The sequence below is a fragment of the Rhodopirellula bahusiensis genome (assembly GCF_002727185.1).
In the GTDB taxonomy this organism is placed as follows: Bacteria; Planctomycetota; Planctomycetia; order Pirellulales; family Pirellulaceae; genus Rhodopirellula; species Rhodopirellula bahusiensis.
Genome location: NZ_NIZW01000001.1, coordinates 167726 through 193116, shown reverse-complemented (window position 1 = coordinate 193116; position 25391 = coordinate 167726). Strand labels below are relative to the sequence as shown.

The window sequence follows — 25391 nt, the reverse complement described above, 5'->3', positions numbered from 1 at the left end:
CCTCCCTCCTGTTAAAACATCATGATTGCAAGTTGGTTCCGAAAGGTTTGGTTCCGTCTCGTTACGCCAGTATTCTGCTTGAGCGTTTTTGCCACTTTGTCTCTTGGAAGTCAGGCCGTCGCTGCCTCGCCGGATGCTTCATCGGAAGCGTCCGCGACTCCGATGAACGTTGTGGTGCTGTACGCCGATGATTGGCGTCATGACACGCTCGGTGTCGCTGGCAATCCAGTCGTGCAAACACCGACGCTGGACGCATTGGCCGGTGAAGGCATGCGGTTCACGGAGAACTGCGTGACGACATCCATTTGCGGTGTCAGTCGAGCGTGTTTGTTCACCGGGCAATGGATGTCGTCTCACGGTTGCGATGGGTTCAAGCCTTTCGAAACACCTTGGGAACAAACCTACCCCGGCGTCTTGCGAGACAGCGGCTATCACGTCGGTCACGTTGGCAAATGGCACAACGGAAAGTTCCCAGGTGAGAACTACGACTTTGGTCGCTCGTACTATGGCAGGCACTGGTTCAAGATGCCCGATGGATCCAAGGTGCACGTGACGCAGCGGAACGAAAACGATGCGATGGAATTTTTAGGCAACCGTCCGAAGGAACAACCGTTTTGCTTGACGGTCGCTTTTTTCGCGACGCATGCCGAAGACGGAAATCCGCAGCAGTTTCTGCCTCAACCGGAAAGCATGCACCTGTATCAGGATGTTGAGATCCCTGTGCCAGCCAATGCAACGGACGAGTCCTTTCATCGCTTGCCCGAGTTCGTGGCAAACGACGGCAACGAGGGACGCAATCGCTATCACTGGCGTTTCGACACGCCGGAGAAGTATCAGATCATGATGAAGAACTACTACCGCCTCGCGACGGAAGTGGATTCAACATGCGGCAAGATTCTGAAAACGCTGGAAGAACAAGGCGTTCTCGACAACACGTTGGTGATCTTCACGACCGACAATGGTTATTACCACGCGGAGCACGGTTTGGCCGACAAGTGGTATCCCCACCAAGAAAGCATTCGTGTGCCACTGATCATTCGAGATCCACGGATGCCAGCGGACAAACACGGTTCGACCAATGACGACTTCACGCTCAGTGTTGATTTGGCACCGACCATTTTGAATGCCGTGGGGGCTGAGGTCCCCGAATCCATGCAGGGTCGCGACATGGCAACTTTGTATGACGTGAAAGATGCTTCCCAAGCGAAGTGGCGTGACGAGTTCTTCTACGAACATCCCACGATTCGCGACAAAAACTTCATTCCAAAGTCGGAAGCCTTGGTCCGAAAAGACTGGAAGTATTTCTACTGGCCCGAATTCGACCGTGAGCAGTTGTTCCGTATTTCGGATGACCCGCACGAGGAAAACGATTTGATCAACGATCCCGCCCATGCCAAACAATTGGCGGAAATGCGAGCTCGATTCAAAGAGCTAAAACGCGAAGCGGCGTCCAAGTCGAACGGCGGAAGCTGATTTCTGATTCGGAAAGTCCCTAAGAAAACTCGCTTTGATCCGTTGTGATGTTGGCATTTTGCTGCGTTGTCTCGGTTTTGGACCACGTGAACAACCAATGACATGACGGAAGGACGCGAGCCCTCCGGTTTCTCGCCGGGCGGCTCGAGACGCACCGCTAAATTCGTCGCTTGTTGTTCGCGGGTTACTTAGAATCAAGGAAGGACGTGTTGGCTTTGGTCGATGCGTTCCGAGCTTCTCTTCGACTCTTCTGGATATCAGGCATGAATGGCTTCTTTTGGAACCGAGCCCTGTTGGGTTCGTTGTTGTATTTGGTCGCGAATCCGTTGTGGGCTCAAGGGGTAGTGGAGCCGCCGTCGAAGGAACCGGTTCAAGAGCGAGAGAAGCAAGCGATCCCGGAAGTCGAACTTTCGCTTCGATCGATCACGCTGCACGCCGCCGGAAAAGGCTGGTTCGAGTATCGCGGCACGATCACTGGCCCCGGCGTCTTCCGTGTTGAGGTGGGCGAGTTTGAACTGAACGAAGCGGTCCGCGTGTCTCGAATTTTGGATGCCTCGGCGTCCGGTGAGATTCGAATGGTATCGCCTCCGGACCCGGTTCAGCCTGCCAAGTCACTCCCCAACACTCGCACGCTTGGCGATTTGTTAGTGTCGATGAAAGGGCAACGCATCGTTGCGACCGAGCATTCCGGCAAGAAGGTCGAAGGCACGCTGGTCGCGATTGAACAACGCACTGAGATTGTCGATGAACAACGGATCGACCGTGAAGTCGTGACCGTTTTGACGGAGACCGGTTTGAGTTCGATGTGGGTGGATGACTTCGCTTCGATCGATGCGTCGGACGAAGACTTTCAATCGCGTTTGCGAGAAGCGTTGGAAAAAGAGTCTCGCCCGGCCGAGTTGGCCACTCGTGCGGTCGAGTTTGTCTTTGGCGACGGCCCCGAACGAGAGGTCACCATCGGATTGATGCGTTCGGTTCCGATGTGGAAAGTCAGCTACCGGATTGAAGGCGACCAACTGATTCATCGCAGCATTGTCGAGAACACCTCGGGGGTTGATTGGAAGGGCGTCGAGTTGAGTTTGATCGACGGAAGTCCCGTTCTTTTCACGATGGATTTGCGGTCGGTGCTGCGTGCCCGCTTGGAACCGTTGCAGCGTCCGTCACGGCAAGTTGCGATGGCGCCGCGGTTCAGCGAATCGCTGGGGCGAGCCTACGCCAACAATGAGCTCGCAGCTCCAGGGATGCCAGAGGAGACGATTGGGATGAGCGACTCCATGGACATGATGGGAATGGATATGGACATGTCGATGGGACTGGGAGGAATGGGTGGCGGCGGCATGGGAGGTGGCATGGGTGGCAGCATGGGAGGTGGGGCGTTCAGAGCGATGCCTCGTCGTGGGGCCAGGCCCACGTCCGATGATCTCTTCGCAAGTGGTTCTGGCTACGGCGGTTCGCTGAACCAAGTGTTGAACGAAACCTCGGACGCTCCCGCCGGCAGCACCTTGGAGTTGCAGTTCGAGTCCGTTGCCTTGGAAGACGGCAAGACCGCTTTGTTGGACACCCTCATCGATCCCGTGTCGGTCAACGACGTCTCGGTCTACCGTCAGTCCTACCATCCGACGGCGACGTTGTTGTGCCTGGAGATCGAGAACAACACGCCCGCTTTGCTTCCATCGGGACCCGGCAGTGTCTTGGCTGGCGACCAAATGCGATCGATCCTTGGCGAGGTTGTGCTTCCCGATTTGGCACCGTCGGTCAAACGCTTGGTGGGATACGCGATGGATGGTGGCGTGCGTGTCACGGCGCATCCGGTTGAATCAACTTCAGAAGAACAATCGGTTCAAATCGATCCCAAACTGCACCTGATCACGATCCAAATTCAGCGTCAGCGCGAGACCAAATACGAGGTGTTGAATCGTTCCGGAGATGACCGCACTGTGATCCTGGAAATCCCTTTGCCTCCGACACCGTATGAGTTGCAGGCGATGAAGGACAAGGACATCGAGGTTGAGAAAACGGATGCCTGGCATCGTCTGAGAGTCAAGTTGCCGGACGGTGGTTCACGTGAAATCGTGACGATGGAACAGTATTCAGCGGACGATCCCAACAAATGGGGTGAGATCTCATTGGGCACCTTGGAAGGATGGATTGCCGAGGGCAAGTGGCCAAAGGAGCAACTCGAAATGCTCCAAAGTATTTTGGCCGATCGGCGTGAACTCAACGACACCGATCGCACGTTGGAAGGATTGCTGGATCTGCGAAAGCATTTGGTGACTGAACTGGAGCGAGTCTCAAACCAGTTGACTCGCCAAAGAGGCAGTTCCGCCTTCCCACGAGAAGTGATTCAGCGCTACCAAACCGAATTGCTCAAGCTTGAAAACCGGTTGGCTCAGTGCGAGCAAAGAATGCAAGAGCTTGCGAAGCAGCGACGATCGCTGGTCGATGAACTTGGCATGGACCGTGACCTCCCTTCGGCACTGTCTGCACTGAAGGGGTTTGTCATCGACACGGACTTGATCCCCGAAGGGATGTCAGATGTGTTGCCATCTAAGTCGGCCACGCCAGCGAATCAGAGGAACAACGACCCGTTTGGTGGCGACCCCTTTGGCAACTGAGCACCTTTTTCAACTGAGCACCCTGTTCGGCTGAGCACCCTGTTCCGTTGTTACTGATCAGTTGTTACTGAAGTGCATCTTCAGGTTTCTCTCGCGACCCAGAGGGTTGCTGCGATAGCGGCGATAACAGGATTCGCACAGGTCGAAGTTTTGTGTGACCACCTCGCCGGTCGCGACGGGGCCGTCATGCAGTTCGGTCGTTGCTTCCGCGAAGCATTCGGGTTCACTTTCGTTGCGGGGTGATGCGGCGTCGTGATCGATCAATTCGATCAATTCATCTTCCGCTTCGTCGGCTTCGATTGCTTGGTGAAGAGCGTCCAAATGGTCGACCGCTTCGTCGTCGTTCCACTCCTCTGCCAGCTTTTGTACCTCGATCGCAATCGTGTATCGGGAACTCTGTGTGGGGTCAATTACTTGTCGACATCGATCACATGTGTAGTGAATCATCTCGAAGTGACTCGCCGGAATGAATGAAAGGCAATTGCCAAAGAAAAGGTTTGGCCGACTCGCATCGCAATCGCGATTGTTCATCCGCCTGCTGTCCATGTTACTTCTCTGCGCGCGTTGCTCGCAAGCATTTTCTTTTTCCGTGGTCGCGAAGGCGTGCGGCGGGGCGCTAATTGCTCTCACCCTGACCAGCGACCAACGATGCAGTATCATCTTCGCTCGTGGGCACCGCGGTGTCATTCAATCCTAATCAATCATTCGAGAACTCCTCTCCACTCTCCTTCACGGACCCCATCATGAGCTTGCTCCGTTTCGACGCTTCCGGATCGATCAACGACGACTACGGGATCACTCAAGCACAAATCGATTCGTTGAAGGGCCAGATGGAAACCCTTCGCACCGAGATGGTCGAAACCGACCAAAAACAATACGAATCGGGCGACATTCCCGCTGACAAACAACCACTCGACGCACGATTCTTTTGGCTGCCCGAGGAAATGTTGGAAGCCTATTCGAAAGAACGAGAAGCGTCGGAACTGGGACGCATTTTCAAGGTCGCCAACGGGTTGCACGACCAAATTGACGCAGCCGTGGTTTTGGGGATCGGTGGGTCCTACATGGGTGCCCGAGCGATGATGGAAGCTTGCTGCGACCCGTATCACAACGAGATGAGCCGGGCTGCCCGAGGCAGCAAGCCTCGGATGTATTTCGAGGGCAACAACGTCGACAACGACGCCTCTGACTCGCTTTTGCAACGCGTGCGAGCGGGTGGATACGCGGACAGCGACGCCGAAAAACGTCACGCTATCATCGTGATCAGCAAGAGCGGCGGAACAATGGAAACCGCCGTCGCGTTCCGTCATTTCCTCGCCAATTTGGAATCCGAACTGGGGGCCGAGTCCGAGGAATGGTTGTCTCGTTTGGTCGTTCCCGTGACCGGCGAAAGTGGAAAGCTGCATGATCTGGCGACCGAAATCGGTTGCGATGAAATCTTCACAGTGCCCGATGGTGTCGGCGGTCGCTTCAGCGTGCTGTCGCCCGTTGGTTTGGTCCCTGCTGCTTTCCTGGGGCTGGACTGCATGAAGTTGCTCGAGGGTGCCGTCGCGATGAACGAGCACTTCAAGACGGCGGACTACGCCGACAACGTGGTGATGCAGTACGTCGCCGTGAATCACCTGCTTTCGCAGCACCGCGACAAATCGATTCGCGTGATGAGCGTGTGGAGCAAAGCACTTGAGTCAGTCGGAATGTGGTACGACCAATTGCTGGCCGAGTCCAACGGCAAAGACGGCAAGGGTGTCACTCCACTGACGACACTGAACACTCGCGATTTGCACAGTCGCCACCAACAGCACCAACAAGGTCGCAACGACAAAGTCTTCAACAATGTGATCGTGGAATCGCAACGGACCGATTCGTTGGCCGTCGGTCAATCGAACCGCAACCAAGACACGTTGAACGACATCGCTGAAAAAACGTTGCCAGACATCATGGCGGCTGCGATCAAGGGGACTAATGACGCACTGCATGCGGATGGACGTCCGACGACCGACATCATCTTGCCGCAGATCGACACGCATGTGTTGGGGCAGCTGTTCCAAATGCTGATGATCGCGACCGTGATCGAAGGACGCTTGTTGGGCATCAACCCATACGGGCAACCGGGCGTGGAACAGTACAAGACCAACATGAACAAGAACCTCGGCCGCTGAGTTCTTTGAAGCGATCGGTAACCTGTAGCTCGGTGGTCCCCCACCGAGACTTGCACTGCTTGTCGCGCACTCACGGCGGAGACCACCTACAGGTTGGCCCAACGTGATTGGGCCGTTTCGCTACGTCGTGGATTCGAGGCCTTTGATACCAGTCGCGGTGCTGGAACCGAAGACGTCGATTTCGACGCCCATTCGCTGGGCCAGTTCGACGTACAAGTTGCAGAGCGGCGTGTTGTTCGACGCATCGTGAGCGACGTACTCTCCGTGGCGGTAGCCTCCACCGGCCAACAGGATCGGAAGGTTCCGCCAGTCATGAGCGCTCGCGTTTCCTAGATTGGACCCGAACATCACTGCGGTCTGGTCCAGCAGCGGTCGGTCGTTTTCTTGGATTGATTTCAATTGATCGAGGAATTCGCCAAATGCTCCCCATTCTGCCGCTTCGATTCGTTTCAGTTCAGCGATCTTCTCCGGGTCTTTGCCGTGATGCGACAAGCCATGCCAATCGCTCTGCACACCTGGGATCTGCGGGACTGAATTCAGCCCGGCCAATTGAAACGTGATCGTTCTTGTTGAATCTGTTTGCAACGCCAGGGCGATGATCCGGTACATCAAACGCTGGCGTTCAATTGCGAGTGCCTTGTCGTTGATGTCCGAAACGGGTTGTTCATCAACGACCGGCTTGGGGCGACGGACCCAGCCCTCCGATTGCTGCAGTCGCGATTCCAGGTCGCGAATGGAAAGAAGGTACTCGTCGAGTTTCTGCTGGTCGCGAATTCCGAGTTCGTGTTTGAGGGCTTTGGCTCGTTCGCCGACCGTGTCGAGAACGCTGCGACCGCGACGAAGGCGATCCAGGTCCGTTTCAATCTCATGTGGTTTCCCATCAACGAACATCGCTGCGAAAAGTTTGGCGGGCGAATGTTGGGCGGGGATCTCGACACCGCTGGACGTCCACGAAAGTGATTGGCCGCCGGTGGTCAACGCCAAGAACGGGAAGCGGGTCTTCAATCCAATCTGACTCGCGATTCGTTGATCGAGCGAGATCGTGTTTCGAAATCCGGCCAATCCCGGACGCCTCGCCGCGGTCAACCAGGTCAACTCAGACGCGTGACCGTTGTTGCCGTTTTGCTCGGGGTGAGACAGTCCCGAGAACAAGCTGAAGTCATCCCGGTGTTGCTTGACTTTTTCGAGGTACGGAGTGACCGCGTAATCGCGTCCCGATGATTCGGGGAAAAGATGCTCGCCGTGAAAACCCAATGAGGCACAGATGGCGACAAAACGTTTGGGTGTTGATTCAGAATCTGAGGCCCGGTCGTTACCTAAAACACGCTGGCCGAGCGACGGCCCCATCGCTTCCAAGAACGGCAATGCTAGCGCCGCACCACCGGCGGTTCGCAACAATCGTCGGCGAGACATCGGACGCGAGGGAATCAACATGGTGTTCTCGAAGGGACAGTGGGCGACGCGATCGTTTGAGGCGTCAGAGTGTGTGGCGTCAGATCAGGAGAGGATGGCAGCTACTTCGTGCGAAAGATGTCGCTGGCGATGACGAGGGCGAGCATCACACGCAGACGGTGACCTCGTTGGGCGGATTGACGAGCGAGCGATTCAATTTCTTCGCGATCCGAAAATCCCATTTCGCGTCCCGTCGCAAACGTCAGCCACTTGGTGATCAGTGACCTGGCCAATTGATCCGGATCTTTCAGCAGGCATTCGCGAAACGCTTCGAAGCCCGCAAAGGACTCACCCGATGGCAATGATCCGCTGGAATCGACCGGCAATCCCAGACGGTATTGGACTCGACGATTGTTGACTCGCAGATCGATTCGTTCGCCTTCGCCGAGGCTTCGATAGCGATCACGCCAACCGCCGATCGGGTTGAAGCTTTCCAGTGCGAATCCGGGCGGGTCAATCAACGCGTGGCAGGCGCGGCAAGAGTCTTCGTTTCGATGTTGGTCGAGAAGCTGACGCAACGTTGCGGCTCCGCGGATGTCAGGCTCGACACCAGAGATGCCCGGCGGAGGCGGTGCCGGATGCACGCCCAGCAAACGTTCCGTCACCCACACGCCGCGAACGACTGGCGACGTGTTGGTTCCGTTGGCGGTGACCTTCAACACGCTGGCTTGGCCGAGCAATCCACCGCGGACGGAGTCTTTGGGGAGTTCCACTCGGCGAACGTCCGCATGGTCGACTCCTTCGATGCCGTAGTGATCGGCCAGACGCAAGTTCAACATCGCGAAATTGGATTTCACCAAGTTCGTGATTGGCAAATTTTCGTGTATCAGGGTCGCAATAAATTGACGCGTTTCTTCGACCATGCTGTCTCGAAGGTATTTGTCGTATTCGGGGAACAGCTTTTGGTCGGGGCTGGTTTGATCGATGTCACGCAGATTCAGCCAAGCGTCGGTAAAGTCGACCACGAATCGTTCAAAGCGTGGGTCGGCAACCATTCGTTTCGCGTGACCAAGCAGCGATTCAGTCGACTTCGTCAGCTCGTTGCGATCCGCCGCTCGAAGCAGTTCCTCGTCCGGCGTGGTGCGATGCAAGAAGTATGACAATCGAGTCGCGATCGCGTGGTCGTCCAGCTCGCCAGCGGGTTCCCGGAAATACAAGAAGTCGGGCGAGCAAAGGATAGCCGCAACCGCGGTTCGCAGTGCCTCTTCGTTGTCAGCCCCGCGTTCTTGTTCGGTGTGAAAAAGATTGATGTATGGGGACAGCTCTTCTGCCGCAACTTCACGTCGCATTGCAGTGGACGCAACGCGTTGCAAAGTACTTTGCAGTGCTTGGTCCACCTTGTCGCTGGACAGGTTGAACTTTGCCTTGTACCAGGACTTCTCACGCTGTGACGGTGGGTTGGGAATGATCTCTTCGCGTTGCCAGTCGTCGAAAATCAAACGATGACCGCGGGATGGGAATTCGTCGTGCAGGGGGCCTTCCAAACGAACCTTCGATATTGCCAACCCAGGACCGTTGTAACCATCCACGCCATCTTTGCGGATGTTGTAATCACTGACCACCAAACCATACGGAATGATGTTCAGCATGTAGCGGTGTTCCAAGTGCGCGGTCAGCTCGATTGTTGTCATCTCACCGCTTGATCCCAACGGTGGCATGTCGAAGTAACCGAGCGTCGGCTGCTCGCTTCCGCGAGCAAAACTTTTGGCGCCGACAAAGAACGGAATCTTCTCATCCGTTTGATATGCGTAACCGGTGATTGCGATTCGGTAGCGGCCAGGTTCTGGGATGCTGCTGGTACGCAGCATGCCATCGGGGTAACCGAAAGCTTGATAGAACACGACGGAACCATCGTCGAGTTGTTTCCAAACTTTGCCCAGGTGAGTCTTGGCTTCGCGAGTTTCGGCGTAGTGGGTTTCGATCACGTGAGTGGACGGTGCTTCAGCTGTCTTCGCGATCGCCGCTTCCAAGACCAAGTCGGCTGCATCGAGGTAGCGTTCCAAGTGGACCATTGAGATCCCAAGAGCTTCACCCACGTTGTCGAATTCGTGGCTGCGTCCGTCGGCGGGGAGCAACGTTTCAAGTTCGACGGCGGTGCCAAACAAATCGTTGAGCGTGTTCTCGTATTCGCGACGATTCAGTCGCCTCAGGACGGTGCCTTTTTCGGACGCGTGATGTCGCCTCAACGGAGCCGCCAGAGCGCTTGTGAATTCGGATCGTTCGGACGCACTTAAGTTGGCGGAATCAGGAGGCGGCATCTCTCCCGATTGAACTCGGTCATGAATGCGGACCCAGGCGGCCAAGTCTGCTGTTCCGGTGATGGATTTCCCAAGAACATCAAACTCGAGCCCGCCCTCCGAGGCTCCATCCGAATGGCAGTCGAAGCAATGGTTTCGAAGAAACGACTGGATGGCCGGGCCGGCGACCGAAGTCGGTTCGCTCGCAGTCGACACGCACGGAATCGAAACCGAACTGAGAACGATGGCCAGAGCAACCGCGACACGTGTGTGCGACTCGTGGCAGCTATTCGAGGTGGCTTGTGGCATGTTCATGCCACGATTTTAGTCCATCGACTTGGGAGGCGTGCAGTTCCTATCGTGGCAATTCTTGCTCGATTGTCGCCAGGGAAGGAACGTTTCAAGCAAGAGCAGACGCTATGCGTTGATTCGAACGTCGACCCAATCCATGCCGGCTTTCTGGGCGGCTTCGAAACCGAGGGGGCTGTCTTCGAAAACGAGGCAGCGTTTGGGATCCACGCCCATTCGCTCGGCAGCACACAAGAACACGTCGGGTTCGGGCTTGTGCAGCTCAGTGTCTTCGCTGCCGACCAAGACAGGGAACCAATCCGCGACGCCGATCGTTCGCAATTGATCCGCGACGATGTCCCGCATGCCTCCGCTGGCCACGGACATGGCGATGCGATTGAGGTGGCGTTCCGCGATGTCGGTGACGTGAGCCAAACGCTCGACGTTCGGGATGCGAGCGATGAAGTTGGCCTCTTTTTCTTCGGTCGCCAAATCAACGTCGACCGTCACGCCTTGTTCCGAACTCAACACCGCGATGATCTTTTCGCTGGGCATGCCACCCATCGCGTAAAATCGCGTTTCGGGGAACTCGATGCCGTGACGTGTCATGGTTTCGTGCCACGCTAGGTAGTGCAGCGGCATCGAATTGGTCAGCGTTCCGTCGCAGTCAAAGATCAGACCCTCGTAGCGTTCCGCCAAATCTTGGGAGATTGCTGTATCGAGATGCAGTTGTCCGGATTCACTAGGACTGAGTGACGAAGCGGCTTCAGGATTGGATTGGGACATTAAGTCGACATGGGTTTGGTATCGGCCATCGAATCGGCCTTGGACATGGCATTGGCCCGAGCCATTTCGATCGAACGATCGAGGGCCGGGAACATTTTGCCCGCATCTTCGTGGAATACCCTTCCAATCAGCAAGTCCGTCACGTTGCCGCGGTACTCGGGATGTTCCTTCATGAACCGCCCGATGCTGAAATCCTTGTTATAAAACGCGTGCACAAGTTCGCGAATTCTCGACGCACCTTCTTTGAAATCTTCGGTCCAGTTTCCAAGTTGTTCCGGTGACAGGTCGTTTTTCTTCAGGCCATCGACAATCGCGTCGCCCGCGCGAACGCCCATTTCGAGAGCGAAGTAGACGCCGGAGGAGTAAACCGGATCGATGAATCCGAGTGCATCGCCGATCAGGACCCAGCCCGGTCCAGCGTGACGGCGGGTCATGTAGCTGAATTCTTTCGCCGTGGTGATTTTGCCCACGCGAGTTGCATTGGCCAAACGTGGAGCGAGTCCCGGGCAATTGGCCAACTCTTCCTCGAAGATTTCCTCGGGCGTTCCGCGGCCCTTGAGCAAGTAGTCATTGTCACCGACGCAGCCGACGCTGGTGATGCCACGAGATTGCGGGATGAACCAGAACCACGAGTCTCGCGATTTGGTGTACAGGATGATTGTGGCCCCGTCGTTGTCGCCTTCGCCGCGAACCGCATCGCGGTAGTACGTCCAAATCGCGGCCTTCTTCAAATCAGGATTGATCTCCTTCAGTCCCATCTTCCCGGCCAGAAACGCTTGTTGGCCCGTTGCATCCACGACGACTTTGCAGCCGATCGTTTTCTCGGTTCCATCGGCGGTTTTGACGACCACGGCGCGAGCAACCGGTTGATCAGGCGTTTCGCCGGCTTCCGTTTGTACGTCAATCAATCGAGTTCGGTCGAAACAGTCGGCTCCCAGCTCGGATGCACGGTCGTACAGCATTTTGTCGAATTCGCTGCGTTCGACCTGCCAAGTCGTGCTGCACTCCCGTTCATCATGTTCGCGAAAAAAGAATGGGGCAGACTCTTTGCCCGTGTGGGTGACAAATTGAACGCTTTTCTTGGTCTGCCAGCCCGATCGTTTGACCTGATCGATCAACCCCAGTCGTTCCAGCGGCCAGTAGCACTCGGGCATCAGCGACTCGCCGACGTGAAACCGAGGCACAGGGTCTCGTTCGATCAACAGCGTGCTGGCACCCGATTCAGCCACGATCGCTGCTGCGGTACCGCCGGCCGGGCCTCCACCAATCACCACGCAATCGTAGAAATCCTTCATGTTCGGCGTACTCATCTGCGATAGGGTCCGTTCGATCGGAAATAGGAGGGTGGGCGTTGGTCTGGTTTACCCGAAAGGTCGCCACAGAGACAACGTGGGGGTTTTTCGTCAATGTCAGGTGGCGTTGGGCACCTCGAATAAGCCATCATAGCGGGGTAGCAACTCGATCTTGAGATGTCGACGCAAACAGTTTCCAGCGGAGTGATGCGACGACCTCGCCCCCTCTGCAGGAAGGTTCCAGGAGTCAGGGTGGGGCCAACCCTTGGCCGAAACGCGCCGTTGGTGCATCATTGCGTCAATGACTGATTGCCCCTTCGCACCGCATGACTGGTCATGGAGCGTCCGAGAATACGGTCAAGAGAGAACGAGATTGTTCTGCGACGGCATCATTGCAACAGGTTGAATTCGGTGGACCTCCAACAGTATTTCAAAAACGAAGCGCCCCCTCGCGACCATTTTGTCTCGGTTTTGCGACACTGGGTGGACGTGCGCCCAGACGCTCCCGCGTTCACGTTCACCGACGGGGAAGGCTCGGATCAAACGCTTTCGTACGCCGAATTGTGGAAAGAAGTCAGCGGGCTGGCCGGATACTTGCAAGGTCGCTGCGGCATCCGAGCCGGCGACCGTGTGCTGTTGCTCTACCCGCCAGGTCTTGATTTTGTCATCGGCCTGTTCGCGACCCACGCGGCCGGTGCGATCGCGGTTCCGGCCTATCCTCCACGCCGCAACCGCAAAGCCTCTCGGATCCGTTCGATCGTTGTCGATGCCGATGCCCGTTGGGCTCTGTCGACCCGCTCGGTCGTCGATCAGCTGTCAGGCAATGAACTGCACGAAGATCTGGTCGGTGTCCAACTCTTGGGAACCGACGTTCCCAGCAAACGGGACGCGGCTCATTGGCGATGCCCGAAACTTCGTAGCGAAGCGCTCGGTGTGTTGCAGTACACATCCGGTTCGACCGGGTCACCCAAAGGCGTGATGCTGACGCAGGCCAACTTGATCGCCAACAGCGAACTGATCCTGCACGGGTTTGAACCGCAGTCGACCATCATCGGCGCGTCTTGGTTGCCGACTTACCACGACATGGGTTTGGTCGGTGGTGTGTTGATGCCGATGTTTGTCGGACGACACAACATTCTGATGAGCCCGATGGCGTTCCTGCAGCGGCCCGCTCGTTGGTTGCAAACGATCGCTCGACTTCAAGTCACGATCAGTGGTGGGCCGAACTTCGCATACCAATTGTGCGTCGACAAAATTCGCGACGAAGAACTCGAAGGCATCGACCTTTCCTCGTGGGAGATCGCTTTCAATGGAGCCGAACCGGTTCGTTCATCGACGTTGGATGCGTTCACGGAACGATTCGGAAAATATGGCTTCCGTCACACCTCGCATTTGCCGTGTTACGGCATGGCGGAAACAACGCTGATCGTGACTGGCGGTCCGCAAGCACCTCGCCCGGTGTTGCAACAGTTCGATGGGCCCGCTCTGGATGAGAAGGCCGTGCGTCCCGCTGTGGAAGTTTCTGACGCGGTTGCCGCGTCCCCAGCCGAAACATCCAAACGTGCCACGCGAGAATTGGTCGGTTGCGGCCAAGTCTTGCCCGGCGAACGAGTCTTGATCGTCGATCCGGACACGCGGCAGACTTTGCCAGCCGATGCGATCGGTGAGATCTGGGTGCAGAGCCCATCGGTCGGACGCGGGTATTGGCAACGTCGCGAACAATCAACCAAAACATTTGCCGCGATGACCGCCGAGGGCGACGGCCCCTTCCTTCGAACAGGCGACCTCGGGTTCTTGTACGGCGGTCAGCTGTATGTGTCCGGTCGTCTGAAGGACATGATCATCGTCCGTGGCGTCAACCGTTACCCACAAGACATCGAAGCGACGGTGGAGCACGCCAGCGATGTCGTGCAAGCCGGCTCCGTCGCCGCTTTCGCGATGAACGCGGACAGCGATGAAACCGAAACCGGACGCGAAAAATTGATCATCGTCGCGGAGACCGTTCGCAAGCGAGATTTGGATTGGGACGATCACCTGCAATCGATTCGTCGCGCAGTGACGGAAGATCACGACCTGCCGCCAGATGCGATCTACTTGGTTCGCAACAGCTCGGTTCCCAAAACCAGCAGCGGAAAAATTCAGCGTCACGCGTGTTTGCACGCTGTTCGCGACAAAGAATTGAAGGTCATCGCCCAGTGGATTCGCGGCGAAGAAACTTCGCTGCACAACGCCGGTTTGGCTGGCGAAACGATGATGAAGGCCGCTGCCGCGTCCGACGCGAGCGGATTGGACACGGCATCGGATCCGGTGGTTGCCGAGGCGATCGTGTCGCACGTGCGTGCCATTGCTGGCGAGCGAGCTGGATCGATCAATCCCGATACCAACATCGTGCTCGACCTGGGACTTGATAGTCTGGAACGACTCGAGATCGCCAGGAACCTGGAACGCACCTTTGGTGGTCGCTTCCCCGAGCAAGTGCTGGATGAAATCGAAACAATCGGCCAAATCGCGACCGCTGTTGAACGTTATCTGCCCGCGGGCGCCCTCGGTCGAGCCGAACAGTTCTTGGCGGGACGCGGTGACACACAGCGTGATGGCGATGACGATCTCGTCAACACGAACGCCAACGGCGAAGCCAGGACCGACGGCGAAGGCCCGCTCGCTCGAGTCATGCAGACTCCGCAAGTCGAACCCGAAGATGACGTGACTCAGTTTGCTGAGTACCGCCGGTTGAAATCGACGATGCGTCAGATGCAATTGACGGGAGTCCCGAATCCATACTTCACCGTTCACGATTGTGTCGTCGGCGACAAAACGATTGTCGATGGAAAATCGCTGATCAGTTTCGCCAGTTACAACTACTTGGGCCTGAGCGGTCACCCAGAGGTTTCGAAGGCGGCCGCCGATGCGATCGCCAAGTACGGAACCAGCGTATCAGCCAGCCGTTTGGTCAGCGGCGAGAAGCCCATCCACGGTGAACTCGAACGCAAGATCGCGAAGTGGGTCGGAGTCGAAAGTTCCATCACGATGGTTGGCGGTCACGCGACCAACGAAACGACGATCGGTCACTTGGTCGGACCAGGCGACTTGATCTTGCACGACGCACTGTCGCACAACAGCATCGTCCAAGGTGCCTTGCTGTCCGGTGCCAAGCGTCGTCCCTTCCCGCACAATGACTACGAAGCATTGGACAAAATGTTGACCGCTTTGCGTGGTCAATATCGTCGGACGTTGATCATCATCGAGGGCGTCTACAGCATGGACGGCGACTTCGCCGACGTTCCAAAGTTTGTCGAAGTCAAGAAACGCCACCGCGCGATGTTGATGGTCGACGAAGCCCACAGCTTTGGAACGATGGGTGAGACCGGTCACGGCATCGCCGAACACTTTGGCTTCGATGCTCGCGACGTTGATATTTGGATGGGCACGCTCAGCAAATCAGCCTCCTCCTGCGGCGGCTACATCGCTGGCAGTGAAGCATTGGTCGAGTTACTTCGTTACACCGCTCCTGGGTTTGTCTTCAGCGTTGGCATGCCTCCCGGCCAGGTCGCCGCGGCGATCGCGTCGTTGGACGTGCTGGGACGTGAACCAGAACGAGTCCAGCGTCTTCGCCACAACAGCGAACTGTTCTTGAGCTTGTGCAAGGACGCGGGATTGGACACCGGAGACAGTTGCGGGACCCCCGTTGTCCCCGTGATCACCGGGAACAGCTTGCTGGCACTGCGATTGAGCAACCGGCTGAAGAAAGACGGCATCAACGTCCAACCGATTCTGTACCCGGCCGTCGATGAGTCAGCCGCGCGGTTGCGGTTCTTTATCACCAGCGAGCACAGCGAAGATCAAATTCGTTTCACCGTCGAACGCACGGCTCACCACCACAACGATTTGTGCGATTCGCCCGCGAAACTTCGCGGCACGGCCTGATTTTCGACGTCGGATATTAGGTCCGCTGAGAAATGTGAATCCGCTGCCGTTCACCCGGCGACGGAGATGCCGTTGGTGTTTAGACTGGCGGGATGAACAAACGACTCACGCGAATCAGCAAGTACCTGACTTTCATCCTGCGGCATGAGCCGCAATCCATCGGCTTGACTCTGGATGCCGACGGTTTCGCCTCGGTTGATGAATTGGTGACGAAGGCCAATGCGTCCGGGAAATCGATCACCGTCGAACAGGTTCATCAGGTCGTCGCGGGTCACGAAACGCCGCTGTTCGCACTGAGCGACGACGGTCAACGCATCCAAGCTCTTTGAACTTCGTCAGGTATGCAACAGGAGCGATGCGATGGCGTGGCAGCCAATTGATATTCCGGATTCAATCAAGAGTCTCCCATATCACGATTCGGCGGAGCATTTGATCGACACGGCCAACGACGCGATCGAAGCGTTCATGTTGGCCGACGAAACCGTGATCGAAAACTTCGTCACTTGCGATTTTCATCTGCTCGATCAAGCGATGACGTGGATCGAACAGAATCATCTTCTAGCGGGCAACCGTTTCTGCGAACTCGGCGCTGGGTTCTCCGTTGGTGCGATGCTGGCGTCGCTGCGAGGAATGGAAGCCGTCGGAATCGAGATCGAACCGAGGCTGGTCGCTGCGGCTCAGAAGGTCGCCGATTCGCTGGACAACGGCGCTCAGATTCATTGCGGTAGCTTTGTGCCACGTGGCGTGGACGAGTTGTCTGAGATTGCCGCCGAGGTCCGCAACGTAGACACCGAAGAAGGTGACCTCTACGACGAGATTGGATTGGAGATCGAAGACTTCGACCTCTTCTTCGCATTCCCTTGGCCCGGCGAAAACGAGTTCTTCGAAACGGTCGTCGACGCCCGCGGATCGGTCGGTGCGTTGCTGCTGACCTATCGAGGCCGTGAGGGAATGCACCTGCTGCGGAAGGTTTAGGTTGGGGCAATCGTCAATGCTGCAAAGAATACAGCGTTGACGCGATCGAAGATCGGGCAACGATTCACCTGCTTCCCCGCGATGCATTCAAACGCATCCGTCGAAAAGCATTCTGGTTCCCCTCGCCCCGAAGGAGGTCGTGCAGTTTTCTGATACCGCTTTTCGGCAGATTTTTACACGGCGCACCTCTCCCGAAACGAAGTTTGGGGAGAGGTCGAGCGACGCAGTTCAGGCGTACGCGAGGGTGAGGGCCGAGCATGGGAAAGGGCGCGCACTACCCTCCCGGGAATTCTCGCTGAACGCTCGCATTCCGACCCTCCCCAACTGCGTTCAGGAGGGTGATTTCAACCTCGCGAGCACGGCACTTGAAAACTGAACAACCTCGAAGCGGGGCGAGGGGAGCCAAGGTTGGGAAGGTTCCGCCGTGTGCATCCGCACATCAAACTAGGGAAGCCTTCTACCACCGCGCGATCGAAGTCGATTCTTCAGCCGAGAAGTTTACAATTGTCAATTGAACTTTTTCAATGAGTCGTTCCTGGATCGCCACAGCAAGACTTACGTCGAATAACCGGTCCCAACGGCCGGCGGCTGACACCGACGATCAATACACGTCGCGGACGTATCGTTTTTCGCTCGTCATGGTTTTCAAGTAGGCTTTGCCTTCGTCTTCTGACATGCGGCCTTCTTGGGTGATGATCTGCAGCAAGGCTCGGTCGACGTCGGCCGCCATTCGCGTTGCGTCGCCGCAGACGTAGAAGTGGGCACCGCGGTTCAGCCACGACCAGAGCTCGGCCGCGTTCTCACGCATCTTGTCTTGCACGTAGACCTTTGTGTCGCCGTCGCGACTGAACGCGGTGTCCAGTCTTGAGAGCACGCCAGAGTGGACGTACTGCGTCAATTCAGATTCGTACAAGAAGTCAAAAGCTTCGTGTTGGTCGCCAAAGAACAACCAGTTGTCGCCCGGCGATTTCCGGGACGCACGTTCTTGCAGGAAGGCCACGAAGGGGGCGATGCCGGTCCCGGGGCCGACCATGATCATCGGTACGTTCTCATCCGCAGGAACGGTGAACCCACCATGGTTGGGTTGGACGAAGACTCGCATGCTCTCGCCCGTGGCAACTCGATCGGCCAGCATGGTGCTGGCGACTCCTTTTCGGACGCGTCCTTCCCTTTCGAAGACGACTTTGCCGACGGTCAAGTGAACTTGGTCCCCGACTTCTTTCATGCTGCTGGCGATGGAATACAAACGCGGGTTCAGCGGATCGAGGCACTCCAGAAATTCCGTCGCGGTGATCGTTGATCCAGACGCGACTTCGAGCACGTCGAGCACATCGAATCCTTCCGGAACTCCTTCGGCGAGCAAGTGATTGAGTGTCGTTTGAGCGTCTTCCTTTGGCGTGCGTCCGACCAGCAGTTCGATCAACTCATCGGAAGGATCTTTCAAGCAACAATCTTCTTGCAATGCTTCGAGCAACGGCTTGGTATTGCCCAATGGAGTTGCCACTTTGACGTGCGAATCAGCGGCCAAGCGATCAATGATCGTTCCGCACAGATCGCTGCAGTTGGTGGGGTAGATGCCGAGTGCATCACCCACTTCGTACTTCATTCCCGATCCCGCCAGATCGATGGCGACGTGGCGGGTGTCTTTGGCAGAACCCTCTTGGTTGAGCGGGCGGGATTCGATCAGGTTGGCCGAATACGGGTTCTTCCGAGACCACGCGGCGGCGCCGTTGGTGGCCGCACCATTGGTTGCTGACCCATTGCTCGAAGGCTTTGGGGTGTCACCGGCTTCCGCCATCAACTTCTTGATCATTTGCTTCGTTTCTTTGCCGCCCGGACTGCAGAGCGAAACATTGGATTCTTCGCCGGATGCGATCGCTTCGCTGTAGGTTTGGCAGATGTAACCACACGATCCGCAGTTCAATTGGGCCATCGCGGCCATCAGTTTCCGCTCGAGCGGTTTGCCTTCGGCGAGTTCCATCCGATCAACGATCGGCAATGAATCGTCGTGCCAAGGAAAATCCTCCTCTTCCTCGACAACTGTTTCAGCGGACGGCAATCCGGCCGCCATCGCGGTGGCAACGCTGCCGCCGGAGTTCTCTTGGATGCCGGTTAGACCTGCGAAAAAGCCGTTCAGCCAAGCACGTTGTTGTTCGTTGAAAGGAGCCGTTTCTGGAATGTAGCTGGACATCGGGATCAATCCTGGGAATGAATCGAATCGTGGTGAGATGATCGAAAGTTCGGTGAGTCGTTTTCGTGAGGCAGAAAACGGGAGTTAGCAAACGATGGAAGGCGTGGCGACCAAACCCTTCAGTTCGTCGTCGCTGAGTCGGCTGGCGAATTGGTTGAATGACTCGTTGGCATCAACGCGGTTCTGTTGGTAGCCCGCCAGAATGCCGGTGACCAAATCAGGGACGTCGGCGAATGGTATCGACTGGTAGATTTCGCGAGCGATTCCTTGGCGTGAACCCCATCCGCCGCCGAGGCAAATGTGGTAGCCATCGACCATGTCGTCGCCGACTTCGACTTGGCAAGCGATCAGGCCGATGTCACCGATGTAGTGTTGAGCACAACTGTGGTGACAACCGGTCAAGTGAATGTTGATGGGTTGGTCGAGAGTCAGAACGCTTTCGATACGTTCGGCGATTTCGATGGCATTCGCTTTCGTCGGTGCACCGGCGAATTTGCATCCAGCACTGCCAGTGCAGGCGACCAAGCCGGCTCGCACAGAGTTGGCTTCGTAGTCGAGGCCGCACTGGCGGATTCCGGCTTGAACGGCAGGCAGATCAGCATCGGTGATATTGGTCAGAATCAGGTTTTGCCAAACGGTAAGTCGAATGTCACCGTTGGAATAGCGGAGCGACAAATCGGCCAGTGCTCGAGCTTGGTCGGTCGTCATCCGCCCGACGGGGAAGACGATTCCGAGCGAATTCAAACCGGGCTGTTTTTGCGGGAACACACCGACGTGAGCACTGCGGTCCTCAATATCCTGGACGGTCAAACGGTTCACATCGACCTTGGTCAGCGTTCGGCCCATTTGCGATTCGACTTCCCCGATGAATTTCTCGAATCCCATGTCATCGAGAACGTATTTCAGCCGTGCTTTTTTGCGGTCGGTGCGGTCGCCGGTTCGGATGAAGACTCGAACAATCGCGGCTGCAACCTCCACGCATTCACTTTCGCGAAGCAGCACGCCGGTGTAGCGGGCAAAGTCTTTGTGACCGGTGATGCCACCCAAACAAAGTTGGAAGTAGACGCCGGCGGGCAAGTCCTCCGACGCGTTCTCGTCGAGCACGCGAACGGCTTTGAAACCGATGTCGTTGGTGTCTTCGAGTGATGCAATTCGGCCACCGCCTTCGAAGGCGATGTTGAACTTGCGAGGCAACCCGTACATCTCGCGATGGTTGAGTATGTAGTGGTGCATGCGTTTGGCGAGCGGCAGGGTTTCGATCAATTCGTCCGCGTCCAAGCCCGACATTGCGCTGCTGGTGCAATTACGAATGTTGTCGCCGCCACTGCCCAACGGAACGATGTTCAGCTCGCGGGTGCCGAACAAAATGTTCATGGCTTGGTCCGCGGGGATCTCACGCAGTTGGATGTTGCCGCGAGTGGTCAGGTCCAGGTACGGGCCAGCGGATCGGTCTGCCAGATCAGCCAAGCCTCTCAATTGCCAAGCTTGGATCTGACCACCGGGAAGTCGCAACCGGCACATGAAGCTGTCTTGAGCCGGCGTGACATAGAACAGCCCGTGGAACTTTTGCAGGAACACGTCCGTGCTCTTGGGGAACTCGCCCGCGTCGCTGCGAGCCTGCATTTCGTCCCACATGTCGAGCGGGTTTTTGTCACGTTTGGCTTGCTCTTCTTTCGAAAGCTTTTTGCCTGCCGCGAGTACCGCTGATTGGGCTTCGAAAGCGAATCGGTCGGGGCCCGTTGGCACCGATTCGCCGTCAACCGTCGTGGAACCCGCACCAATCGCAAGCGTTGTCCCCTGACCGCCTGAACCTGAGATGACGGGCAGGCCTTGAACGGCGCGAGCGACATCGGCGCCGAAGGTGAAGCCGGCGAGGTATTGCTGTTGTTCGTCAGAAAACGGTTTGGAGTCCTGTTGGTCAGTCATGGTCGCTTGTCAAAACGGGGGCGATACGTACCGCACAGTCCTTGTAGCTGGGTTGGCCACTGTGTGGGTCAAAGTGAGAAAGAGTCAGCCGATTGGTGCACTCGTAGTGCATCGGCATGAAGGCTTGTCCGGGCTGGACCGAGTGGGTCAGGCAAGCCGTCGCGTCGGCGTGGCCGCGGCGTGATCGGACGCGAACCAGGTCGCCGTGTTCGATGCCAAGTTCTTCCGCGTCGTTGGGATGCATCTCGACATAAGGTTGGTTCGGATACAGCGAACGAAGCAGTGGGCTTTGGCGAGTTCGCGTTTGTGTGTGCCATTGGCTGACGGTTCCCCGGCCGGTCAGCAACACAACGGGATAATCGCCATCCGACGGTTCTGGCATTGGGGTAACGTCATCGACAATCAAACGGGCTCGTTTGTCGTCGTAGAAGAATTGGCCATCGGCGAATAATCGGCGTTGTTGTTCCGGTTCGAATCCTCCGCTCGCATGATCTTCTGACCATGGCCACTGGATGCCGCCGCAGCGATCGATTTGTTCGTAGCCTTGAATGCCCGTGATGTCGCTGGGCTGATCGCGACTGGCACGTTGCATGATTTCAAACGCGGCTTCGGGCGATGACCAATCGGCGAACATGTCACCGAGACCCCAGCGATGTGCGATCCCGCGAAAAATTTGAAAATCGGCGAGAGCTTGGCCGGGTGCGTGGCGAACCTTTTTGAGCAATCCGTAGCGGCGTTCGCTGTTGATGAACGTGCCTTCTTTTTCGCCCCATCCTGCCGACGGAAGAATCAAGTCCGCGTGCGAGCAGGTCTCCGTTGTTTGGTACATGTCTTGGACGACCAGGAAATCCAATTGATCGAACAACTCTCGAACATCGCCCTGGTCAATCCAACTGTGTGCCGGATTGGTTGCCACGACCCACAGGCCTTTGATCTCGCCGTTGCGAATGCCTTCGATGATTCGGTCGTACTTCCAACTGGTTGTCGTAGGGATTTGCTCGACGGGAATGTTGAGTGCTTCAGCAACCTTGTGACGGTCCGCATCGTTGTCGAAGGAATGATGCCCGAACAGGTTGGTTGTGTTGCTCCACAACCGCGAGCCCATCGCGTTGCATTGACCGGTGATGCTATTGGCTCCCGTTCCGGGACGCCCAATGTTTCCGGTGATCAGAGCGATGTTGATGATCGCTTGAGCGGTGCGAGTGCCTTGGTAACTTTGGTTGACCCCCATCGTCCACCAGAGTGAAACCGCGCGGCCTCGCCCGATCGCTTCCACCGCATGGGACACGTCATCGACGCCCAAGCCGGCTTCTTCGCAAACGGTTGCCAAATCGTACTGGGCAACGTGCTCACGCAGTTCGTCAAAACCTTGCGTGTGGTTTTGAACGAAATCATGGTCGACGAAGTCACGTGTGATCAATTCGTTCGTGATCGCGTACAGCAACGCCAAGTCGTTCTTGGGTCGCAACTGCAAGTGCTGGGTTGCCGCAGCGGCGGTTTCGGTCCGCCGAGGATCGATGACGATGATCTCCGGATTGTTGGGATTGCGAAGCACGCGTTCCCACATGATCGGGTGCCCGATGCAAGGGTTGGCTCCGATGAAGACCAAGCAATCGCTTTGTTCGAAATCGTCGTAGGTGTACGGCGGCGAGTCGAACCCGAAGGACTCTTTGTAAGCGGTGACCGCGGTTGCCATGCACTGACGCGTGTTCCCATCGCAGTGGCGAATCCCCATCCCGAATCGTGCCAATGCGCCGAGGAACGCCATCTCCTCGCAAGCAATTTGTCCGGTCGACAAAAACGCGATGGACTCGGGCCCATGTTCGGCTTGGACCTTCTTCATGCCGTCGCAGAACTTCGTGAAAGCGTCGTCCCACGTGATCGGCGATCGCTTTCCGGAGTCGTCACGAAGCAGCGGCTGGGTGGCTCGTTCGGGAGAATCCAAAACTCGCAGGGCTTCCCAACCCTTGGGGCACGCCATGCCTAAGTTGACCGGGTAGGTCGTTTCGGGAGTCAGTCCAACGGCTTCGCCATCCTTTAAGTGCAATCGCAACCCGCAACCGGTCGCACAGTAGCCACACGTTGCCGTGGTCGTTGTGTCTGCCGCCAGTGAGTCGTGTGTCATCCCCAACCCGTGATCACCGGGATGAAGGATCAACTCGCGGGTCATCGGCCCGGTTCGTCGTTGCAACAAAGTTGGCAACTGGAATCCTTTCGCGACGCCGTTCCGGATGTCTTTCGTTGAGATACTCATCGGAGGGTCCCCGGCATGCGATCGTGAACAACACTAGAGAAATAGATCAATCGTTCGGTGGTCTCGCCTGCCACCAGAAGTAAAGTTGCCGCCAAAGTGCAAAGAGCCATCAACGTCATCGAGCCGCCAATTGCCAAGACCGTTGAAAGAACCAACAACGCCAAGCCGCCATAGCCGAATGCGACTCGTCCCAGACTCCATTTGGAAAGGTGATGACGGACCAATCGTTGGCTGCGTCGATCCCATGAGTCGTTCTTTGGTCCTGGTTCACTGCGAAGCAGAATGCTGTGTTCCCAAGCCAGTTTCGCGATCAAAGCGACGGTCGTCAGGCCGAGCAAGATCGAGACGGAACTTCGTTGCTGCGTCGTCGCGGCGATCACCAACGCACTGGTTGCCATGCCGCCAATCAGCGCGGTTCCCATGAACCGAATCATCGTTCGATCGAAACGCCAGAGAACACGTTTGGTCGCGATGTAAATCATCGCGCTGCTGAACAATCCTGCGATTCCGAACGTGATGGCTCCGAGCAGGATCAGTCCGGGAACCCAGTCGGGGATCGATACCCAACTCGGTAAGTATTCGGACACCGCAGGCAGCCACATCGCGACGACGCCCATCGTCAGGATGCCCACAAATTTACCCAGGAGAACTGCTTCGCGGCTGAGCCATGACGTTCGCAGTCCCAAGAAGATCCGCCAGGATCGCAGGGGTTGGCCGAGGTGAAGTGGAGCCAGATTCATTCCAACCATCGAAATCACCAGAGCCACCGTCGCGGTCCAACGAGTCGTCTCGGTGGGCATCGGTGAACCTGCCAGCCATCCGATCCCGGCCAGTATTCGCTCGGTCAGCAGCATTCCCACGCCAACTTGAGTGGCAATCAGCAATCCAACGAGCGGCCAGTGGTCTTCGGCAGGTTCGTCAATCCAGTTGTCCTGCGCGACGCCTTGGAATCGTTTGTTCGGGTCTTCGCTGCGGAAGACGGTGGTTGGTCGCGTGATCGACGAAAGCGGTGCTCCGGCAACCAAACGCTCATCCGCGGGGACTTCTTGACATTGCTGTTCAACGACGCGAATTGCAATCGCTTCGTTGGGGCACGATTGCACACACGCGGGTGCTTCGCCAACGGACAGTCTTTGGTGACACATGTCACACTTGCGAACGATGCCCAAACGTTTGCTGTACTTGGGGACCTCGTAAGGACACATCATCGTGCAGTACTTGCATCCGATGCATTGATCGTCGAGGTGCCGGACGATGCCTGTTTCGGGATCTTTGTCGTATGCTTTGACCGGGCAACCGTTCAGGCAGCCTGGGTCTTCGCAGTGATGGCATGCGGTCGTGACGTGTTGCACGCCGATCGCGGCGGGAATCGTCGCGGTTTCCGGTTCGGGCGTAGACTCGGTTTCTCCGATGACCAAGGTGCCAACGCGGCGCCAACTTTCGGTCTCGTCCAGGCCGTTCATTGTGTGGCAAGCCACCACGCAGGCCTTGCAGCCACTGCACGTGTCGAGGTTGACATCGAAAGCGAATTGCTGTCCCGGACCCGGCGGACTGGCGGGCATCAGCTTGGAATAGTAGCGTGCTTGCGCGGGTTGGTCGGCTGTCGGAGCCGCGGTCTGTTCTTCAGCGGTTCCGGCGTCATGTGCCGAAGCAAAGTCTTCCACCGCGGTCAGCGTTTGCTGTTCTTGCAGCAGGAGGCTGACCAGGTCGAACGAGTCGCCTTGGCCTTCGATCGGCAACCCCGGTGATGGCACTGCGACTTGCGCAGCGCCATCGGGGTGGGCGAAGTTCGAATCGGTAGGAAGAAGGCTGGACATGA

At 56.9% G+C, this 25391-nt stretch carries 15 protein-coding genes; 6 read left to right on the top strand and 9 right to left on the bottom strand.

Annotated elements, in window-relative coordinates; all coding sequences use genetic code 11:
- The first annotated feature begins 21 nt into the window (after nucleotides 1-21).
- Both CEE69_RS00825 and CEE69_RS00820 read left to right on the top strand, forming a co-directional pair.
- Nucleotides 22-1473 (top strand): sulfatase family protein, encoded by a 1452-nt coding sequence (locus tag CEE69_RS00825; protein ID WP_099258656.1) that lies wholly within the window; start codon nucleotides 22-24, stop codon nucleotides 1471-1473.
- Between the two features lie 263 nt (nucleotides 1474-1736).
- The gene (locus tag CEE69_RS00820) at nucleotides 1737-4088 is read left to right on the top strand and encodes a hypothetical protein (protein WP_099259185.1); all 2352 of its coding nucleotides are present in this window, start codon (nucleotides 1737-1739) and stop codon (nucleotides 4086-4088) included.
- Between the two features lie 57 nt (nucleotides 4089-4145).
- On the opposite strand, the gene CEE69_RS33020 is transcribed toward CEE69_RS00820, so the two are convergent.
- Complete coding sequence (locus tag CEE69_RS33020) at nucleotides 4146-4619, bottom strand: hypothetical protein (RefSeq protein ID WP_233214465.1); 474 nt, start codon at nucleotides 4617-4619, stop codon at nucleotides 4146-4148.
- 212 nt (nucleotides 4620-4831) lie between these two features.
- Here CEE69_RS33020 and CEE69_RS00810 point away from each other — a divergent pair, with 212 nt between their 5' ends.
- On the top strand, nucleotides 4832-6247 hold the full coding sequence (locus CEE69_RS00810) for a glucose-6-phosphate isomerase (protein ID WP_099258655.1): 1416 nt from the start codon (nucleotides 4832-4834) through the stop codon (nucleotides 6245-6247).
- 120 nt (nucleotides 6248-6367) lie between these two features.
- Here the strand turns inward: CEE69_RS00810 and CEE69_RS00805 are convergent, their stop codons facing one another.
- The 4 genes from CEE69_RS00805 to CEE69_RS00790 form a co-directional block, all read right to left on the bottom strand.
- Nucleotides 6368-7681: a DUF1552 domain-containing protein gene (locus CEE69_RS00805; protein ID WP_099258654.1), complete on the bottom strand. Its 1314-nt coding sequence runs from the start codon at nucleotides 7679-7681 to the stop codon at nucleotides 6368-6370.
- An 80-nt stretch (nucleotides 7682-7761) separates the two neighbouring features.
- Nucleotides 7762-10251: a DUF1592 domain-containing protein gene (locus CEE69_RS00800; RefSeq protein ID WP_233214464.1), complete on the bottom strand. Its 2490-nt coding sequence runs from the start codon at nucleotides 10249-10251 to the stop codon at nucleotides 7762-7764.
- Between the two features lie 102 nt (nucleotides 10252-10353).
- Nucleotides 10354-11010 carry an HAD family hydrolase gene (locus CEE69_RS00795; RefSeq protein ID WP_099258653.1) on the bottom strand — a complete coding sequence of 219 codons (657 nt, stop codon included), beginning with the start codon at nucleotides 11008-11010 and terminating at the stop codon, nucleotides 10354-10356.
- Entirely contained in the window at nucleotides 11010-12320 is a 1311-nt protein-coding gene (locus tag CEE69_RS00790) for an NAD(P)/FAD-dependent oxidoreductase (RefSeq protein WP_099258652.1), read from the bottom strand. The genes CEE69_RS00795 and CEE69_RS00790 overlap by 1 nt, the downstream gene beginning before the upstream one ends.
- 465 nt (nucleotides 12321-12785) lie before the next feature.
- Here CEE69_RS00790 and CEE69_RS00785 point away from each other — a divergent pair, with 465 nt between their 5' ends.
- The 3 genes from CEE69_RS00785 (at nucleotide 12786) to CEE69_RS00775 (ending at nucleotide 17201) form a co-directional block, all read left to right on the top strand.
- Nucleotides 12786-16226, top strand: coding sequence for an aminotransferase class I/II-fold pyridoxal phosphate-dependent enzyme (locus CEE69_RS00785; RefSeq protein ID WP_390179952.1), 3441 nt, complete (start codon nucleotides 12786-12788; stop codon nucleotides 16224-16226).
- 92 nt (nucleotides 16227-16318) lie between these two features.
- Complete coding sequence (locus CEE69_RS00780) at nucleotides 16319-16555, top strand: RNA 2'-phosphotransferase (RefSeq protein ID WP_099258650.1); 237 nt, start codon at nucleotides 16319-16321, stop codon at nucleotides 16553-16555.
- A 31-nt stretch (nucleotides 16556-16586) separates the two neighbouring features.
- Nucleotides 16587-17201, top strand: a complete 615-nt coding sequence (locus CEE69_RS00775) for a class I SAM-dependent methyltransferase (RefSeq protein ID WP_099258649.1) — start codon at nucleotides 16587-16589, stop codon at nucleotides 17199-17201.
- 601 nt (nucleotides 17202-17802) lie between these two features.
- Here CEE69_RS00775 and CEE69_RS00765 read toward each other — a convergent pair.
- The 4 genes from CEE69_RS00765 to CEE69_RS00750 all read right to left on the bottom strand — a co-directional run bounded on the left by CEE69_RS00765 (nucleotide 17803) and on the right by CEE69_RS00750 (nucleotide 25389).
- Nucleotides 17803-19392 (bottom strand): sulfite reductase subunit alpha, encoded by a 1590-nt coding sequence (locus CEE69_RS00765; RefSeq protein ID WP_099258648.1) that lies wholly within the window; start codon nucleotides 19390-19392, stop codon nucleotides 17803-17805.
- Between the two features lie 84 nt (nucleotides 19393-19476).
- Nucleotides 19477-21318: a NirA family protein gene (locus CEE69_RS00760; protein WP_099258647.1), complete on the bottom strand. Its 1842-nt coding sequence runs from the start codon at nucleotides 21316-21318 to the stop codon at nucleotides 19477-19479.
- Complete coding sequence (locus tag CEE69_RS00755) at nucleotides 21311-23572, bottom strand: molybdopterin oxidoreductase family protein (RefSeq protein ID WP_099258646.1); 2262 nt, start codon at nucleotides 23570-23572, stop codon at nucleotides 21311-21313. The genes CEE69_RS00760 and CEE69_RS00755 overlap by 8 nt, the downstream gene beginning before the upstream one ends.
- Nucleotides 23569-25389 carry a DmsC/YnfH family molybdoenzyme membrane anchor subunit gene (locus CEE69_RS00750; RefSeq protein WP_099258645.1) on the bottom strand — a complete coding sequence of 607 codons (1821 nt, stop codon included), beginning with the start codon at nucleotides 25387-25389 and terminating at the stop codon, nucleotides 23569-23571. The genes CEE69_RS00755 and CEE69_RS00750 overlap by 4 nt, the downstream gene beginning before the upstream one ends.
- Nucleotides 25390-25391 lie beyond the last annotated feature (2 nt).

What these genes read in the sequence shown, in the direction of transcription:
- CEE69_RS00825 (WP_099258656.1), top strand. Translation starts at nt 22, where the DNA reads ATGATTGCAAGTTGGTTCCGAAAGGTTTGGTTCCGTCTCGTTACGCCA.
- CEE69_RS00820 (WP_099259185.1), top strand. Translation starts at nt 1,737, where the DNA reads ATGAATGGCTTCTTTTGGAACCGAGCCCTGTTGGGTTCGTTGTTGTAT.
- CEE69_RS33020 (WP_233214465.1), bottom strand. Translation starts at nt 4,619, where the DNA reads ATGAACAATCGCGATTGCGATGCGAGTCGGCCAAACCTTTTCTTTGGC.
- CEE69_RS00810 (WP_099258655.1), top strand. Translation starts at nt 4,832, where the DNA reads ATGAGCTTGCTCCGTTTCGACGCTTCCGGATCGATCAACGACGACTAC.
- CEE69_RS00805 (WP_099258654.1), bottom strand. Translation starts at nt 7,681, where the DNA reads ATGTTGATTCCCTCGCGTCCGATGTCTCGCCGACGATTGTTGCGAACC.
- CEE69_RS00800 (WP_233214464.1), bottom strand. Translation starts at nt 10,251, where the DNA reads ATGAACATGCCACAAGCCACCTCGAATAGCTGCCACGAGTCGCACACA.
- CEE69_RS00795 (WP_099258653.1), bottom strand. Translation starts at nt 11,010, where the DNA reads ATGTCCCAATCCAATCCTGAAGCCGCTTCGTCACTCAGTCCTAGTGAA.
- CEE69_RS00790 (WP_099258652.1), bottom strand. Translation starts at nt 12,320, where the DNA reads ATGAGTACGCCGAACATGAAGGATTTCTACGATTGCGTGGTGATTGGT.
- CEE69_RS00780 (WP_099258650.1), top strand. Translation starts at nt 16,319, where the DNA reads ATGAACAAACGACTCACGCGAATCAGCAAGTACCTGACTTTCATCCTG.
- CEE69_RS00775 (WP_099258649.1), top strand. Translation starts at nt 16,587, where the DNA reads ATGGCGTGGCAGCCAATTGATATTCCGGATTCAATCAAGAGTCTCCCA.
- CEE69_RS00765 (WP_099258648.1), bottom strand. Translation starts at nt 19,392, where the DNA reads ATGTCCAGCTACATTCCAGAAACGGCTCCTTTCAACGAACAACAACGT.
- CEE69_RS00760 (WP_099258647.1), bottom strand. Translation starts at nt 21,318, where the DNA reads ATGACTGACCAACAGGACTCCAAACCGTTTTCTGACGAACAACAGCAA.
- CEE69_RS00755 (WP_099258646.1), bottom strand. Translation starts at nt 23,572, where the DNA reads ATGAGTATCTCAACGAAAGACATCCGGAACGGCGTCGCGAAAGGATTC.
- CEE69_RS00750 (WP_099258645.1), bottom strand. Translation starts at nt 25,389, where the DNA reads ATGTCCAGCCTTCTTCCTACCGATTCGAACTTCGCCCACCCCGATGGC.